The following is a 15,518-nucleotide window of genomic DNA, read 5'->3' as shown; positions in this document are numbered from 1 at the left end:
TTCTTCGCCGGCTAACGCCGTCAATCGGCGCCTCCGCCGGCGCTAGCTGTCCAGAAGACTCTAGTGGGTGGTGGTCGCCATGCCCTGCAGCGCACTCACAGGCTGCGCAGGAAAGCCAGTCCACTTTCAGCCAACTCGTCCTGGCTCGGAGCCAGCGGTCGCCAGATCGACGCCGCGACGGCAATGGCGGCATTGTCGACCGTGAAACTTTCAATGTTGAGGGGCCCCGTGTAGCCCACTTCATTCAGGACCTGCAGGAAGCCTTTCCAATCGGTCTGGTCCCCGCCAGGGGCGCCGCGGTCGTTGCCGCAGACTTGCACGTGCACCAGATGTTCTCCGGCGGCCCGGACCGCCGCGGCCACCGAACGCTCCTCGATGTGAAGGTGGTAGCTGTCCAGCGCGAGGCCGACGCCGTCCCCGAGCAGCGGCCCGAGCGCCTCAAGCGCCTGGTCCACCGTGTTAATCAGCGATGTTTCATACCTGTTCAGCGGTTCGATGCCAAGCACCACGCCCGCCTTCTGGGCCTGGGCCGCGACCGGCTGGAGGTTTCGGCGCAGCTCCGCGTAGGCGTCCCGTCGCTGCTCCCTTGACATCCGCCAGACCCGGCCGGTTTGGGCGTAGAAGGGTCCGCAGACCGTGGGCGAGCCGATGCTGCTGGCCATGGTGATGCAGGCTGACAGGTAGGCCTGCGTTTGTTCCACGGAGGCCGGATCCGCCGCTACCAGGTCCCGGCCCGGTGCCATGGCCCCCACCAGAAACGGTTTCAGCCCGTTTCCGGCGAGGGATTCCAGCACCGTTGCCGACGTGAAGTCGCCCTCGTTTTCGAGCGGGAGTTCGACGGCGTCAAACCCCATGGCGGCGATTTTCGCCAACAGTCCGGGAAGGTTGGAATCGGTCAAGGGGGATTCCCAGACCCAAGTGCTGATTCCGGTCAGACGCTGCAAGGTGTCTCCTTTCCTCAGTTTGTCCTGCCGCCTGGTTCCAGCGCCAGCGGTCCCGTGGGGAACTCCGCGGGTCCTTGGGGCCGCGTCAGGGCATCTGCCGTTTCTGCCAGACCTCCGGGTAGCCGGCCAGGTCCTCGCCGCCGAACTTGGCGTAGTGCCCGCTGGGCATGCCCTGGTTACGCTGTAGCCACTGGTCCAGTTCGTCCGCGAGGATGGGCTTCTGCGGCAGAACCCATTCGGCCGGAATCGGCTCGCCCTTAAAGACCTTTTCCAAAGCCAGCAGCGGGGTTCGCCACTGGAAGTTGGAATAGACCGGGGCCATGGCGTCGATCCCGGTTTGCTTCCACTTGGTCAGGAAGCTCATCTCATCTTCGCCGGTCATCACGGGCAGCTTCTTGCCGGCATCCTCGAAGGCCTCGAGGGCAGCCACCGCACCGTCTCCGGCGTCCATCCAAACGCCCTTGACGTCACCTGTGGCCAATTCATCGGAGATGATGTTCTTGATCTTGGTGGGGTCGGCGCCGGTGAAGTAGTCCTTGGCCTGGATTCCCTTTTCCTCGAAGATCTTCTTGGCCGCTGCCCAGCGGTGCTCCAGGACATCCACGCCCGGGAGGATGCGAAGGGCAACGACCTTGTCCCCGGACTGAAGCCTTTCGCTCAGGAAAGTGGCGGTGTCGATGCCCCAGGCGAACCCGCCGATCGGGTGGATGAACGTGGTGGCGCAGTCGGTCTCCACACCGCGGTCAAACACCACCACGGGCTTGCCTGTCTGGCAGGCACGTTCGACGGCCTGGGTGAGGGCGGCCGTGGAATTGGGTGAAATGACGAACGCATCGCATTTGCCCTCGGCGATGAAATAGTCGATGTCCGCAATTTGGGTGTTGTCATTGTCCTTGGCGTCCCGGGTCTCCATTTCAGAAATGACGCCGGTGCCCTGGAGTGCCTTGAGCTGCTGGTTCATGGTGATCCAGCCGGTTTGGCGCCAGGGGTTGGAGATGGAGGCGTTGGCGAAGCAGACCTTGTGCGCTCCCGGGGCCTTGAACTTGGACGTGTCCGTCATCGGGCCCGCGATGTATTGCAGGTAGGGCTGCTCCGGGTTCCCTTCAAAGGTTGCCGAGCGCTGCTGGTTCTGTGTGTCGTAGAGAGCCTGGTCAAACCAGTCTTTGCTTGCCGGAGTGGAGGCCGCCGCAGAGCCGGTGCCGGTCCCTGTCGTTTGGGTGACGGATGGTTCGGTGGTACATGCGGTCAGGGCCACCAGCGGCAATGCTGCGGCAAGGGCGATCGCGCGGACAGAGTTATTGCGCATCAGACTCTTTCTCCTCCTTGTTCGGTGCCCTCGGCGGGCGTGGGTGCTGCGGCCAACTGGTGCTGTTCGTCATGGGCAGCGGAACTGGCTCCCTTGCGCTTGCGCTGCCACGATCTGGATGCTGCGGCCACGGCGATGATGATGATTGCTCCTTGGACCGTGTCCCGCCACGTCGCCTGGAGACCCATGAAGTTCAAGAGGGTGAACAACGACTCGAGGGCGAACGCCCCGGCGGCGGCGGACAGGACCCAGCCGCGCCCCCCGCCCAGCACAACGCCCCCGAGGACGACGGCGGTAATCGCCGTGAACTCGTACCCCCGCCCCACCGACGGATGCACGCCCGCGTAACCCACGAGCAGGATGCCGGCCACGGTGGCCGACAGCGACGACATCATGAAGGCCCGCGTCCGCACCCACCAGACGCGCGAGCCTGCGAGGGCGGCCGCCGAAGGATTGTCCCCGACCGCGATAAGCATGCGGCCGTAGGGGCGGCGCATCAGGCCGAACCCCGCGACCGCCACCGCTGTCAGGATAATGACCGGGTAGGGAATGATGTCCAGGACCGGAACGTCCTGGATGCCGCCGCGCCCGATCTGCCGGAAGCTGTCCGCAGGGTTCCCCTGGGCCGCGCCGCCCGTCCAGTAGAGGACCAGGCCGAGAAGCGCCAGCATCATGCCCAGCGTGACAATGAAACTCGGGACTTTTAGCAAGGTTGTGATCAATCCGTTCACCAGTCCGATGAAGGCGCCCAGCACCAGCATCAGGACCAGCACGGGGATCACCTTGGAATCGTCCTGCCGTATCAGGTTGCCGGCAACGATGACCTGCATCGTCACGACCGATCCCATCGACAGGTCGAATTCCCCGCCGACAATGACGAAGTACTGGCCGATGGCGGCGATGGCAATGGGGGCAGTCCTGCCGACGAACCGGATGAAGGAACTCGGCTCCCCGAAGGACGGGTTTAAGACGATGATGGCCGCCAGGAGGCCTATCAGCAGGACGAAGACGGCGCCGCCGGGGGTGCGCACGGCGCGCAGGAGCCGCTCGGAACGGCTGGCACGGTTCTGCTTGAGAATCGCGCTGCGCTCGGAGTTCAGTGCCGTACTCATGCCCCCTCCACGGGCACAGGCTGGGCCGCGGGCGTTTCCGCGGAACCTTTCGCCGGGAACCGTTCCGGTCTGCTGATGATCCGGCGACGGGCATAGACGGCGACGGCGACTACGATGACTACGCCCCTGACCACATCCTTCAGGAACGGGTTGACCTGCATGACGGACATGATGTTGTCCAGCATTGCAAAGATCAGCACGCCGCCGAGGGTGCCGGTGATAGTTCCCTTGCCCCCGGAGAGCAACGTGCCGCCGAGCACAACTGCGGCGATGGAAAGCAGATCGTAGCCGCCCTGGGAACCTACAGTGGGACTGCCCACGCCCAGCCTGCTGGCCAGGAGCAGCCCTGCCATCCCTGCCAGTACTGAACAGATGACGTGCGCCGTAATGACCGGCACGTCGACGCGGATCCCGGACGTCCGGGCGACGGCAATGTCGCCGCCGACAGCGTACAGGTGGTGCCCAACGCGGGTGCGGTGCAGGAGCAGCCCGGCCAAGCCAGCGCAGGCCAGCATGATGATCGTGGAGATCGGAACCGGGCCGAGCCCCGTGGCCCCCACCAGGCGGAATGCAAGCGGCGCCTCACCGAAGCTGCCCTTGAAATTGGTTGCGAGGTAGCCGCTGATAATCAGGCCCACGCCAAGCGTGGCGATGAATCCGTGCACGTTCAGGCGGGCCACGATGAGTCCGTTTGCGAGTCCGATGACTGCTGCCGTCCCCAGCGTCAGCAGGACTGCGGACAGGACGTTGTTTGGGTTGTTGGCCATCACGCCGGCGGCGATGAGGCTGGCCAGGCTGGTGACGTAGGGAACTGACAGATCCAGGCTGCCTGCGAGGATGACCAGCGTCTGGCCGATCGCGATGAAGCCCAGAACGCTGGTTCCGGTGAGGATGCTCGAGATATTTCCTGGGCTGAAAAAACTCCGCCCGATGGAGTTCACCAGCAACGCACCCAGGATGAGTGTCACCAGCGCCACGAGGTAGACGATCTGGGTGGAGGACAGTCTCTGGAAGAAGCCCGCTCGCTGATTCATGCCTCTCCTTCGGGTGCCGTCCTGGCACCGGTTCCCAGCTGCAGGACGGCTTCTTCTGACGTTCCGGCAGGCAGTTCACCGACGAGCCGGCCATCACGCAGGACAAGGATCCGGTCCGACATGCCGATAACTTCAGGAAGCTCGCTGGACACCATCAGAATCGCTTTGCCCTCCGCCGCGAGCTGGCGCATCAGCCGGTAGACCGCCACCTTGGCTCCCACGTCAATGCCACGGGTTGGTTCATCCAGCAGGACGAGCCGGGGGCGGATAGCCAGCCACTTGGCGAGGACCACTTTTTGCTGGTTGCCGCCCGACAGGTACTGCACCTCCTGGTCCAAGTCCCGGGCGATAACCTCGAGGGAGGAGAATACGCCCGGAATTTCTGTCTTGACGGCTCCTGTGCGGCGCGGGAAAACCGACCTGATCACACTGAGTGCGTTGTCCAGGATGGACTGGTTCAGGCTCAGGCCCTCAGCCTTACGGTCCTCTGTGATCAGGGCCATCCGTGCCCGCACGCCTTGGCGGGGCGATCTGGGCATCAGGTTCCCGCCGGCCATTTTCATCGTTCCGCGGGTGAAGGGTGCCGCGCCAAAGATGCCATGAAGCAATTCCGTGCGGCCAGACCCTTGAAGCCCTGCCAGGCCGACAATCTCGCCGGGCTGGATACTGAGGCTGATCCCGTCCAGCTGGCCGTTTCCGGCGCCTTGCAGCTCGAGGATCGGCTTCTCCTCGGGACCGTCTGGCTTCAGGTCCTCCCGGGGTAACTTGTCCGGGAAGAACGCCGAGATGGGCCGGCCCACCATCAGCCGGACCAGCTGGGCGTCGTCGAGTTCGGAGGCGGGTAGGGTGCTGACCACCTTGCCGTCTTTCAGGACGGTGATGACGTCGCAGAGGTCGAACACTTCGCGGAGACGGTGGGAGACGTAGAGGATGGCCGTTCCACGTTCACGGAGGCGTGCCACGATCTCGTAGAGAAGTTCGACCTCGGCGCCGGCCAGGGCCGCAGTGGGTTCGTCCATGGAGATGATCCGAGCGTCGTAGCTGACCGCCTTCGCGATTTCCACTACCTGCTGCTCAGCCACCGTCAGGCTCCGCACCTGAGTGGTGGGCCGGATGGCGGCGATCCCCAGAGAGTCAAGCAACTCCGCGGTTTGCGAATTCATCAGGGTCTTGTTCACGAGTAGTCCGCGGCGCGGCTCCCGGCCAAGGTAGATGTTCTCGGCCACCGTTCGGTCGGGGAGGAGGTTGAACTCTTGGAAAACCGATGACAGCCCCGCTTCGTGTGCCTTCGTGGGATGGCTGAAGGTCACTTCCTGGCCGTCCAGGAGTACGGTTCCGGCGTCGGGCTGGTACACCCCGGCCAGCACCTTCATCAGGGTGGACTTACCCGCGCCGTTTTCTCCCACGAGCCCGTGCACCTGGCCCCGGTGAAGGCTGAGATGGGCATCTTCCAGTACGGGTACGCCGAAAAAACTCTTGGTCAGTCCGCGGACTTCCAGGATTGGCGGTGGTGCCGGAGAGCCGGAATGGAGCGCCTCGGAAGAATTCACGGCATCAGTTTCGTTGTGGTTCTCCATCGATGCGCCCTCCACGAGCTAACTGTTACAGCACCGGTTCTGTTCCGTCAAGGAATAAGCGAGCGTTCACTATTGCCGCTTTTCGGCCAGTCCCTTACTGCTTGAAGGCGGCGTCGAAGGAGGTGTTCGACGGCGGAAAGTCGAACTTCTTGAGCGCGGCGAGGGCCTCGGGGGCGCCGTGGAGCCGGTCCATGCCGGCGTCCTCCCACTCGATGGAGATGGGGCCGTCGTAGCCGATCGCCGTCAGGGCGCGGAACGACGATTCCCACGGCACGTCCCCGCGGCCGGCGGAGACGAAGTCCCAGCCCCGGCGCGGGTCGCCCCAGGGCAGGTGCGAGCCCATCACGGTGTTCCGGCCGGTGGGCCGGAGCTTGGTGTCCTTGCAGTCCACGTGGTAGATCCGGTCCTTGAAATCCCAGATGAACGAGACCGGGTCGATGCCCTGCCACATGAAATGGGACGGGTCCCAGTTCAGGCCGAACGCTTCCCGGTGCCCGATCGCCTCTAGGGTGCGGACGGTGGTCCAGTAGTCGTAGGCGATCTCGGAGGGGTGGACCTCGTGGGCGAARCGGACCCCGCATTCGTCGAAGACGTCCAGGATGGGGTTCCAGCGGTCGGCGAAGTCCTGGTAGCCGGCCTCGATSACCTTCTCCGGCACGGGCGGGAACATCGCGACGTACTGCCAGATGGAGGATCCTGTGAACCCGACCACGGTGTCCACGCCGAGGGCTTTGGCGAGCCGGGCGGTGTGTTTCATTTCCTCGGCGGCGCGGGTGCGGACGCCCTCGGGGTCGCCGTCGCCCCATACCTTGGCCCCGACGATGGCCTCGTGCCGGAAGTCGATCGGGTCATCGCACACGGCCTGGCCTTTGAGGTGGTTGGAGATGGCCCAGACCTTGAGGTTGTACTTGTCCAGCACGGCGAGCTTGGACACGACGTAGCCGGGCTCGTCCCAGCGCCAGGCGTCGAGGTGGTCGCCGGAGACGGCGATTTCCAGGCCGTCGTAGCCCCAGCCGGAGGCCAGGCGGGCGACTTCCTCGAAGGGCAGATCGGCCCACTGGCCGGTGAACAGGGTGTACGGGCGGGGCATGTCAGGCTCCTTCGGTAATCGTTTGGGGGGTCCGGGCGGACGGGGTGAGCGGGATGAGCGAACTTTTGGCCGCGGCGCTTTCTTCCACGGCCGTGAGGATCCGCTGGACGGCCAAGCCGTCCTCGAACGACGGCGAGGGCTGGGTGCCGTTGCCGACCGCCAGGAGGAAATCGCGGATCTCGTGCGTGAACGTGTGTTCCCAGCCGATCACGTGGCCCTGCGGCCACCATGCTTCAAGATACGGGTGCTCGGGTTCGCTGACGAGGATGCGGCGGAAGCCCTGTTCGCGAGCGGGCAGCRTGGCGTCCAGGAAGCCGAGCTCGTTCAGGTCCTCCAGGTCGAACAGCAGGGCTCCCTTGTCGCCATAGATCTCCAGCTTGAGGGAGTTCTTCTGCCCGGTGGCTACCCGGGAGACTTCCACCGAGGCGATGGCCCCGGAGGCGAGGGTCAGCGTGGCCCAGGCGGCGTCGTCGACCGTCACCTGTTCTGGACCGTTGGGGCCGGGCCGGGTGGGCGTGAAGGTGTGCAGCCGGCCGGCGACTTCGGTGACCTGCTCGCCCAGGAGGAACAGCACCTGGTCAAAGGCATGGGAGGCGATGTCGCCCAGCGCCCCGGACCCGGCGGTTTCCCTGTTCAGCCGCCAGGTCATGGGCGAGTCCGGGTCCACGAGCCAGTCCTGCAGGTACGCCGCGCGGACGTGCCGGACGGTGCCGAGCCGGCCCTCCGCGATCAGCTCCCGGGCCAGCGCCAGGGCCGGGACCCGGCGGTAGTTGAAGCCGATCATGGACTGCACCCCGTTGTCCTGGGCGCTCCGGGCCGCTGCCGCCATGGCCTCGGCCTCGGCCAGCGTGTTGGCCAGCGGCTTTTCGACGAGGACGTGCTTGCCGGCGGCCAGCGCGGCGATGGCGATTTCGGCGTGCATGAACCCCGGCGCGCAGATGTCGACGATCTGGACGTCATCGCGGGCGATCACCTCACGCCAGTCCGTGGCGGACTCGGCCCAGCCGTACCGGGCGGCCGCCTCGGCGACCCCCTCCGGGTCGCGTCCGACCAGGACGCGCCGTTCGAAGGCCGGGACGTCGAAGTAGCTGGCCACGTTCCGCCAGGCGTTCGAGTGGGCTTTGCCCATGAACGCGTACCCGATCATGGCCACCCCCAATGGGGGAGGGCCGGGACTGGTTTCTTGGGAGTTCATAGCTGGTTCCTAGAGTGTGGAAGCGGTGGGGTCCCAGTCCTCGGGGAGGGCTGCGGAGGCGGGGGCGGAGCTTTCCACGTCGATGAAGGTGCCCGAGTCGATCGATTCCGAGATCGAGACCATGGTGTCCAGGACGTGGTAGGCGAGGTTGCCGGTGGCGCGGTGGGGGACGCCGGCGCGGATGGAGCGAGCCATGTCCAGCACGCCCATGCCGCGGCCGTGGCTGGGGCCGGTGGCCGGGATGACGGTCCATTCCTCGTCGCCGGCGCGCCAGAGCCTGACGTCCCCGTCGAAGTAGTTCGGATCCGGCAGGGAGATGGTTGCCTCGGTCCCGGTGATCTCCACGAAACCCATCCGAAGGCGCGGGGACTCGAACGAAAAGACACTGTGGGAGGACGCGCCGGACTCGAACTGGGCCATGGCGGACACGTGGGTGGGGACCTCGACCGTGAATTCCTCGCCGGCCTTGGGCCCGGAGCCGATGACCCGGACCTGTTTGGCCTTGGACCCGGTCGCGGCCACGCGGCGCACGGAGCCGAACGTCTGCACCAGCGCGGTGAGATAGTAGGGACCCATGTCGAACAGGGGGCCGGCGCCGTACTGGAACAGGAACGCCGGGTTCGGGTGCCAGGATTCCGGCCCGGGGGTCTGGAACGTGGTCATGGCCGTCAGCGGCGTGCCGATGTCGCCACGTTCGATCAGCCGCCGCGCAGTCTGCAGCCCGGCCCCCAGGATCGTGTCCGGGGCGCAGCCGAGCCGCAGCCCCGCGGCGTCGGCCGTTTTCAGCAGGCCGAGGCCGGATTCGCGGTCCAGCGAGAACGGCTTTTCCGTCCAGACGTGTTTGCCGGCATTGACGGCGGCCGTGGCGACTTCGACGTGTGCCGCCGGGATGGTCAGGTTCACGATGATCTCGACGTCGGGGTGGTTCAGGGCGGCGTCCACGCCGCCGGACTCGGCGATCCCGTACTCCTTGGCGCGCGCCGCGGCGGCGTCCTCGAAGAGGTCGGCGATGACGTGGACCTTGAGGTCGGGGAAGACCGTCAGGTTGTCCAGGTATTGCTTGCTGATGTTGCCGGCGCCAATGACCGCGACGCCCACCGGGCCGCGTCCGGTGGCCCGGTTCACGGTTGCCTGGTTCGGTGCGGCGCTCATGCGTTCACGCCCTGCGCGCCGGCAGAACCGCTCTGCAGGTAATCGAGGCTCTGGGCGATGCCGTCGAAGATGTCGCCGGAGTAGTCGTCGAATTCCACGACGCCGACTTCGAGGGACTGTGCCGCGTTGATGACATCCCAGACGGCGATCTTGCCCTGGCCGGCCGGCTGCTGCGCCTTGGTGTCTGTGGTGAGGGGGCCGTCCTTGATGTGGATGAACTTCACCCGGTCGCCGAGGCGCTGCAGCAGCTGGGCAGGGTCCTGGCCGCCGACGGCTGCCCAGTAGGTGTCCACTTCCAGGACGAGTTCCGGGTCGAGGAGCCCGGCGAAGTACTCCAGGGCGGTCTGGCCCTCGATGCTGGACTCCAGCTCCCAGGCGTGGTTGTGGTAGCCCACGCGGATGCCGTACCCGGCGCCCTTCTTGGCGGCGGCGTTGAGCTTCGCTGCGGTGGCCTGGATGTCTTCGGCGGACTGCCAGTGCTCGGCCGGCAGATAGGGATCGATCACCGTGCTGATGCCCAGCCCCTTGGCCGCGGCGAAGATCTCATCCTGGTCCTGGCTCAGCAGCGGGGCGTGCCCGGACGGGGCGGTCAGGCCGTTTTCCTTCAGGGCAGTGCCGAGCTCAGTGGCCGTCGCCACGAAGTTGTACGGCTCAACCTGGGTGAAGCCGAGCTCGGCCACCTTCTTGATGGTGCCGGGCAGGTCTTCCTGCAGGGCGTTGCGGAGGGTGTACAGCTGGATTGAATAAGACACGGGATTCCTTTGCGGGAGTTCGGATTCGAAGGTGTGGGGGACGAGCCTTGCGGCCGGCGAGGTGGGGGACAGGGCTAGCGGCCGGCGAGGGAGCCGCCGATGCCGCCAACGCTGAAGTACTTGTTGAGGGCGGCGAAGACGATGATGGGCGGGAGCATCATGATCACGGCCAAGGCCATGACGGATGTCCAGTCCGTCTGATTCTGCTGGAAAAAGGACTGCACGCCCATGGGCAGCGTGAAGATTTCCGTGGAGCGCAGGAACACGATGGCCACCAGGTAGTCGTTCCAGGCCAGCAGGAAGGCGAAGATGGCGGTGGAGAGGACACCCGGGAGGGAGTTGCGCAGCACCACTTTGGTGAAGCTGCCAAAGACAGAGCAGCCGTCGATCCAAGATGCTTCTTCCAGGCTGATGGGGATGGAATCGAAGTAGGCGGCCATCATCCAGGTGGCCACGGTCATGGTCGAGCCGACGTAGATGATTGTCAGGCCCATCAGGTTGTCCACGAGGCCCATCCCGGCGAACAGGATGAACAGCGGCACCACCGAGGTGATGATGGGCAGCGACTGCATGACGAACAGGAGCAGCGAGTAGCCGGAGACTGCCTTGCTGCGGCCGCGGGAGAGGACGTACCCCGCCGGTGCGGCGACGGCCACCGCGACCACCACCGTGCTGAGCGTGGTGATGAGGCTGTTTTGCAGCCAGGTCGACGCGAGCGTCTCCGAGAAGACGGAGCCGAAGTTCTCCAGCGTGAAGCCCGTGGCTGTGCTGGTGGGACCGGGGGTGAAGGCGAGAACGACGGTGACCATGATGGGCACGAGCACGACGGCGGTGATGGCCAGGATCAAGGCGAACCGCCACCAGCGGCCGCGCAGGCCCGCGTCGGACAGGGCACGGTTGGGCTTGCCGGCGTCGGCGATTCCGAGGATCGGGCCGGACTGGGGGTGGGCGTGGACTACTGCGCTCATTATTCGACGCTCGACTTTCGGATCTGGCGGTACAGGATGACCGAGATCACCACGAGGGTAATGGTCATGAGGAAGGCGATCGCGACGCCCGGTCCGGTCTGGAAGTCCTGGAAGACGGTCCGGTAGGCCAGCACCACGAGGGAAGTGGTGGCATCCACGGGTCCGCCGCCGGTGAGTAGGTAGATGGTGGGGAAGTCGTTCACGCAGAAGATCGTCATGAGGATCCAGCTGATGTAGGTGGACCGGGCGATCAGCGGCAGCGTGATCTGGCTGAACTGCTGCCAGCGGCTCGCGCCGTCCATGCTGGCGGCCTCATAGACGGTGGTGTCCACGGAAGCCAGGGCCGCCGAGGTCATCATCATCATGAACGGGAAGCTGATCCACACCTTGAACACCATGACGGTGATGGCCGCGAGGGTCGGGTCCGCCAGGAAGAGCGGCGTGCCCAATCCGAGGTTCCGGAACATGCTCGGGATGAGGCTGTCCGGGGTGCCCACCAGCCAGTTCCAGGCGGTCGAGGACACCACGATGGGGACCACCCACGGCAGCAGCAGGAGAACTTTGAAGAGTCCGCCGGCCGGGATCTTGGTGCGCAGCAGCAGGGCCAGGCCCAGCCCGAGCAGCCACGAACCGAAGACACCCACGATCGTGAACAGCAGGGTGAAGCGGGCCGCCTTCCAGAAGGCCTCGGACGCCAGGACATTGGCGAAGTTGTCTAGGCCGACGAAGTCGCCGGTCTCGATCAGGGAGCCGTCATGGGTGGCCTGCACCCCGGCGTAGACGAGGGGGTAGCCATGGATCAGGACGAGCAGGACGACGGAGGGCAGCAGGAGCCAGAAGAACGTCTTGCGGGTCTGCGAGCTGAGCTTGCTCTTGCGGTTGGCAGGTTTGGCGGGCTTGCCGGGCCCGCCGGGGGCAACGCCCCGGTGGGCCCGGCTCAGGCCGGTCTGGGCTGTGGTCAGTGCCATGGAAGGTGCGCTTACTTCTTCAGGACGGATTGCAGTCCGGACTGGAACGTCTGCAGCGCAGACTTGGCGTCAGTCTTGCCCGTGAGGATGGTCTGGGTGAACTGGTTGAGGGCCTGGCCGCCGTCGAGCACGGCAAGGTTGGCGTTGAGCGTATTGCCCTGGGACGCGAAGGTCTTGGCGATGGGCTGCCATTCCTTGACGATCTTGACGTTGTTGGGGTCGCTGGCAAACTCGGGAAGTTCGGTGATCGATTTGAAGACAGGCAGCGCAGACATCAGCTTCTGGCGCCACAGCTCCTTCAACTGCCCCATGTAGGAGATCAGGAAGGCCTCGGACGATGCCTGCGACGGCGTGTTCGTGTACATCATGATGTTGTTGGGGAAGACAATTGTGGCTTTGTCCCCGTGGGGGCCGGTGATGGGGTCCGCGACAAGAAGGTCTCCCGAGGTGTCGCCGACGCGTTGCGGAACGTTGACCTGGAACAGGCCGAAACCTGCCTTTTTGTCCTTCCACTGTGCGGACATGTTGTCGGTGGTGTAGCTGACCGCGGCGGGGTCCACGATGCCGTTGGAGACCAGTTCCAAGATGAACTCGATGGCCTCGACGTTGCGGTCATTCATGACGTCCAGCTCGCCGTCCTTCGTGAACACGCCGCCACCGTTGTTCACCATCATCATGATCATGGAGTGGTTGCCGTAGTTGTTGCCCGCACCGGACCCGGTGGTGAAACCGAAGGCGCCGATCTTCTTCAGTGCCTTGCCCGCCTCCAGCAGGGTCGGCCAGTCGCTGGGGAGTGCCACGCCGGCCTTCTCGAACAGCGACTTCCGGTACCAGAACACGCGCATGTCCAGCTGCCACGGCACCGCCACGTAGCCCTTGTCGGACTTGAACGGCTCCAGGACGCCCGGCAGGAAGTCGTCATACATGCCGTTCGTCTTTAGGTCCTCCACCACCTTGTCCGCGTAGGCGATCTGGCCCTGCTGCGCGAACTGGAAGGCCTGGAAGCCGCCGCCGGTGGACACCGCGGGTCCGGTCTTGGAGGCGATGGCCGAGGAGAACGTCTGGTAGAAGTTGTTCCACTGGATGGTCTGGTAGCTGGCCTTGAGGTTGCCCGAGGCCGGCGCGTAGCCCTCTGCGATCTTCTTGGCGGCGTCGTTGTAGGCCGGCGTGGCCCACGGCATATCCCAGAACTTGATGACGCCGCTGCCGCCCCCGGACTGGGACGCCGAGCCGCCGCCGCACGCGGCCAGGACCGGTGCGCTGGCCGCGGCTGCGGCGAAGCCCAGGAATCCCCGGCGGGAGAAGGCGGTGGAGGTAACAGAGGACTTGATCGTCACGATGATTTCCTTTCATGATCGGCCGGCGGAGCCGCGGGCCGATCTTCTCGACAGTGAGTTGATGCGGAAGATGTTGCTGGCAGTGCAGTGAGTTAGTGCAGTTAGTTAGGGCAGTTGGTGCGGTTTTAGTCGTGGAGCTGCCGGACGAGTGCGGTCAGGACGGCGAACCGTTCCAGATCGGCCTCCGGGACGCCGGAGTCGATGGCGGCGCGGAGCCGCCTCCAGCTGTGCCGGTGGGCCGACTCGTAGAGGGTGGGGAACGTGGTGGCCCCGGCGGCAGTGACCGACCGGACCTCCGCCGGCCAGCCTGCGGAGGCATCGGGCAAGGTAATGTCTGCCCGTCCGGAGGAAGTCAGGACGGAAACGGTGGCCGTGGCAGGGACCGAGGACGTGGTGATCCCCTGCAGGGCCGCCGGTGCGCCGCCCGGGAGGCTGCCGATCACGGTGTAGCCGTTGGCGTTGCGCTGGATGACGCGCAGGCCGGACATTTTGACACCGCAGGCCAGTACCGCTGCAAGATGCCGCGTGAGCAGCATCTCCGGGTCGGTCCCGGGAGCACCCCACGCCACGGAGTCCAGCAGCACAGCGTCGGCCAGTGCGTCCGCGATGGCGTTCCGGACCGCGCCCGCGGACTCCGCGAGGACGGGGTTTCCGGCCCAGGCCTGGTCAAGAACCACCGCGGTGCCCGCCTCGGCTGCTGCCGCGGCCAGTGCCGCGGGGTCTTCGGCCACGGGATCAACGACGACGACGCCCCGGGCACCCGCGCGGACCGCCTCTGTTGCCCGGGCGGTCCAGCCGGGAGTGCCGGCGAGTGCGACGACGTCGGGCTGGCTTCCTGCCGGGGCGAAGGAAACTGGGAGGGAAGCGACGACGGCGCCGACGGCGCCGGCCCGTTCGGCGTCCGGGCCGGCCTGGACCAAAAGTGGGGTTGTCATGCGCGGGCCCCCTCGAAGGCGGCGGTGCCGGCATCGACGCGGGCGGCGGCGGCGTCGGCGATCGCGAGGGCGAATTCCAGATCGTGGATGAGCGTCTCCGGGTGGGGGGCCACTCCGGTGCCGCGGGCGAGTTCGGCGAGTTTGCGCCATTCACCCTCGTAACCGTTGTGGCCGAAAGGCCCGAGCACGGTGGTGCCTGCAGCGGTCCGGATCCGGGCGGTCGCCGATCCCGCGTGGACGTAGGACGGGGTGAAGTCGATGGACAGCGACGCGTCGTCGCCGATGGCCTCGAAGGTCCAGGACGGCTCCCAGGTTCCGTTCATGGCGGCGCGCAGTTCGATGCCCACGTTGCCCGCCCGGAGGGAGATGACATAGCCGAACGGCAGGATGGTTTGGGCGTGGAGGACCTCGACGGACCGGAAGTCCGGGGCAAACCTGCGGACCAGGGGAAGGTCATGGATTGCCAGGCCCATAATGCCGCCGGTCAGTTTGGCTTTCACGGCGGCGGCAGCGTCGGCGGCGTCAGCGCTCGACGCAGCGGTTGCGGCTGCCAGCGGGGGAGTGCGGCCCACGATCTCGGTCGCAAAGTCCTCGAAGCGGGGGTTGGGCGGCAGGACGATCGAGGACCGGACGGTGTGGACCTGGTCCGGCAGGCCGCCCCAGGCGGACTCCGCGGCCAGCCAACCCGGGTCGAAGGTATGCATGGCGCCGACGACGATCGGCACTCCGGTTTCGGCGGACACGGCGGCGATGGCCGCGGCTTCCGCGCCGTTCATGGCGAAGGGCTTCTCGCACAGGACGGCTTTCTTGCCGGCGCGGCAGGCAGCGATCACCTGGACGGCGTGGAACTGGTGCGGGCTGCAGATGGCGACGATCTCAACCGCGGGATCGGCCAGCAACCCCTCCATGCTGGTACTGAACCGTGCCCCGACCCGTGCGGCCACGGACTCGGCTACTGCCGGGTCGACGTCCATGATGTGGCGGACTTCCAGGATGTCCCGCAGCCTGGCGAGGGACGGCAGGTGGATCGCCTGTGTGACGGGTCCGGCCCCGAGGATCCCCACACCTAGCGGCGCCGGTGCCGCGTGCTCTTGGCTCGACAAGTTCCATACCCCTTCGTAGTACCTTCACTGTCCGCCGGCAGCGAG

At 66.0% G+C, this 15,518-nt stretch carries 14 protein-coding genes; all 14 read right to left on the bottom strand.

All coding sequences use genetic code 11. The features are described 5' to 3' along the window. Window positions 1–95: 95 nt before the first annotated feature. Window positions 96–899 carry a sugar phosphate isomerase/epimerase family protein gene (locus AC1DZQ_RS17855; protein ID WP_476964750.1) on the bottom strand — a complete coding sequence of 268 codons (804 nt, stop codon included), beginning with the start codon at window positions 897–899 and terminating at the stop codon, window positions 96–98. 130 nt (window positions 900–1,029) lie between these two features. Beyond that, the gene (locus AC1DZQ_RS17850) at window positions 1,030–2,250 is read right to left on the bottom strand and encodes a substrate-binding domain-containing protein (protein ID WP_476964749.1); all 1,221 of its coding nucleotides are present in this window, start codon (window positions 2,248–2,250) and stop codon (window positions 1,030–1,032) included. Then, window positions 2,250–3,362, bottom strand: a complete 1,113-nt coding sequence (locus AC1DZQ_RS17845; protein ID WP_476964748.1) for an ABC transporter permease — start codon at window positions 3,360–3,362, stop codon at window positions 2,250–2,252. The genes AC1DZQ_RS17850 and AC1DZQ_RS17845 overlap by 1 nt, the downstream gene beginning before the upstream one ends. Next, entirely contained in the window at window positions 3,359–4,396 is a 1,038-nt protein-coding gene (locus AC1DZQ_RS17840) for an ABC transporter permease (RefSeq protein ID WP_476964747.1), read from the bottom strand. The genes AC1DZQ_RS17845 and AC1DZQ_RS17840 overlap by 4 nt, the downstream gene beginning before the upstream one ends. After that, a complete protein-coding gene (locus AC1DZQ_RS17835) occupies window positions 4,393–5,973 on the bottom strand; it encodes a sugar ABC transporter ATP-binding protein (RefSeq protein ID WP_476964798.1) in 1,581 nt (526 codons plus the stop codon). Before AC1DZQ_RS17835 ends, AC1DZQ_RS17840 begins: the two co-directional genes overlap by 4 nt. A 94-nt stretch (window positions 5,974–6,067) precedes the next feature. Next, window positions 6,068–7,063, bottom strand: a complete 996-nt coding sequence (locus AC1DZQ_RS17830) for a sugar phosphate isomerase/epimerase family protein (protein ID WP_476964746.1) — start codon at window positions 7,061–7,063, stop codon at window positions 6,068–6,070. A gap of 1 nt (window position 7,064) precedes the next feature. Next, window positions 7,065–8,258: a Gfo/Idh/MocA family protein gene (locus tag AC1DZQ_RS17825; RefSeq protein WP_476964745.1), complete on the bottom strand. Its 1,194-nt coding sequence runs from the start codon at window positions 8,256–8,258 to the stop codon at window positions 7,065–7,067. Between the two features lie 9 nt (window positions 8,259–8,267). After that, window positions 8,268–9,410 carry a Gfo/Idh/MocA family protein gene (locus tag AC1DZQ_RS17820; RefSeq protein WP_476964744.1) on the bottom strand — a complete coding sequence of 381 codons (1,143 nt, stop codon included), beginning with the start codon at window positions 9,408–9,410 and terminating at the stop codon, window positions 8,268–8,270. Next, a complete protein-coding gene (locus AC1DZQ_RS17815; protein ID WP_476964743.1) occupies window positions 9,407–10,162 on the bottom strand; it encodes a sugar phosphate isomerase/epimerase family protein in 756 nt (251 codons plus the stop codon). Before AC1DZQ_RS17815 ends, AC1DZQ_RS17820 begins: the two co-directional genes overlap by 4 nt. Window positions 10,163–10,236: 74 nt before the next feature. Further along, window positions 10,237–11,130: a carbohydrate ABC transporter permease gene (locus AC1DZQ_RS17810; RefSeq protein WP_476964742.1), complete on the bottom strand. Its 894-nt coding sequence runs from the start codon at window positions 11,128–11,130 to the stop codon at window positions 10,237–10,239. Continuing rightward, window positions 11,130–12,098: a carbohydrate ABC transporter permease gene (locus tag AC1DZQ_RS17805; protein WP_476964741.1), complete on the bottom strand. Its 969-nt coding sequence runs from the start codon at window positions 12,096–12,098 to the stop codon at window positions 11,130–11,132. Before AC1DZQ_RS17805 ends, AC1DZQ_RS17810 begins: the two co-directional genes overlap by 1 nt. 11 nt (window positions 12,099–12,109) lie before the next feature. After that, the gene (locus tag AC1DZQ_RS17800; protein ID WP_476964740.1) at window positions 12,110–13,435 is read right to left on the bottom strand and encodes an ABC transporter substrate-binding protein; all 1,326 of its coding nucleotides are present in this window, start codon (window positions 13,433–13,435) and stop codon (window positions 12,110–12,112) included. A 125-nt stretch (window positions 13,436–13,560) separates the two neighbouring features. Next, window positions 13,561–14,370 (bottom strand): hypothetical protein, encoded by an 810-nt coding sequence (locus AC1DZQ_RS17795; protein WP_476964739.1) that lies wholly within the window; start codon window positions 14,368–14,370, stop codon window positions 13,561–13,563. After that, entirely contained in the window at window positions 14,367–15,473 is a 1,107-nt protein-coding gene (locus AC1DZQ_RS17790; RefSeq protein ID WP_476964738.1) for a Gfo/Idh/MocA family protein, read from the bottom strand. The genes AC1DZQ_RS17795 and AC1DZQ_RS17790 overlap by 4 nt, the downstream gene beginning before the upstream one ends. Window positions 15,474–15,518: the final 45 nt, after the last annotated feature.

The sequence above is a fragment of the Arthrobacter sp. P1_C12_2 genome (assembly GCF_056406415.1).
This window is presented reverse-complemented; position numbering and strand designations above follow the sequence as displayed.

Bases quoted from the DNA above. Each gene is read 5' to 3' on its own strand.
- AC1DZQ_RS17835 (WP_476964798.1), bottom strand. From the start codon at position 5,973: ATGGAGAACCACAACGAAACTGATGCCGTGAATTCTTCCGAGGCGCTC.
- AC1DZQ_RS17845 (WP_476964748.1), bottom strand. From the start codon at position 3,362: ATGAGTACGGCACTGAACTCCGAGCGCAGCGCGATTCTCAAGCAGAAC.
- AC1DZQ_RS17840 (WP_476964747.1), bottom strand. From the start codon at position 4,396: ATGAATCAGCGAGCGGGCTTCTTCCAGAGACTGTCCTCCACCCAGATC.
- AC1DZQ_RS17820 (WP_476964744.1), bottom strand. From the start codon at position 9,410: ATGAGCGCCGCACCGAACCAGGCAACCGTGAACCGGGCCACCGGACGC.
- AC1DZQ_RS17850 (WP_476964749.1), bottom strand. From the start codon at position 2,250: ATGCGCAATAACTCTGTCCGCGCGATCGCCCTTGCCGCAGCATTGCCG.
- AC1DZQ_RS17805 (WP_476964741.1), bottom strand. From the start codon at position 12,098: ATGGCACTGACCACAGCCCAGACCGGCCTGAGCCGGGCCCACCGGGGC.
- AC1DZQ_RS17810 (WP_476964742.1), bottom strand. From the start codon at position 11,130: ATGAGCGCAGTAGTCCACGCCCACCCCCAGTCCGGCCCGATCCTCGGA.
- AC1DZQ_RS17795 (WP_476964739.1), bottom strand. From the start codon at position 14,370: ATGACAACCCCACTTTTGGTCCAGGCCGGCCCGGACGCCGAACGGGCC.